The following is a 231-nucleotide window of genomic DNA, read 5'->3' on the forward strand; positions in this document are numbered from 1 at the left end:
GCCACTCTGGATGTGTTTGGTACGGTGGTGGATAGCTACACCATGAACGAGTCCGTCAAGGATGAGATTACCGTGCGCATTGTGTACGAAGGCCGGGCGGCAAAAGTGATTCTGGATAACAGCAAGCTGAAAGAGATCGAAGCCTACTATCAGCAATGTGCCGACGTTGGCGCGAGTGATTTCCAGATAGACGACAGCAAAAAAGCGATGGCCAGCATGGGGGCGATTCTG

Annotated in this window: 1 protein-coding gene; it reads left to right on the forward strand. The window is 52.4% G+C overall.

The window, feature by feature from the left end:
- The coding region (locus tag Q4563_RS23080) for a hypothetical protein (RefSeq protein ID WP_303606211.1) at nucleotides 1-231 on the forward strand (231 nt) is incomplete at both ends.

This window comes from Gilvimarinus sp. 1_MG-2023 (assembly GCF_030548285.1).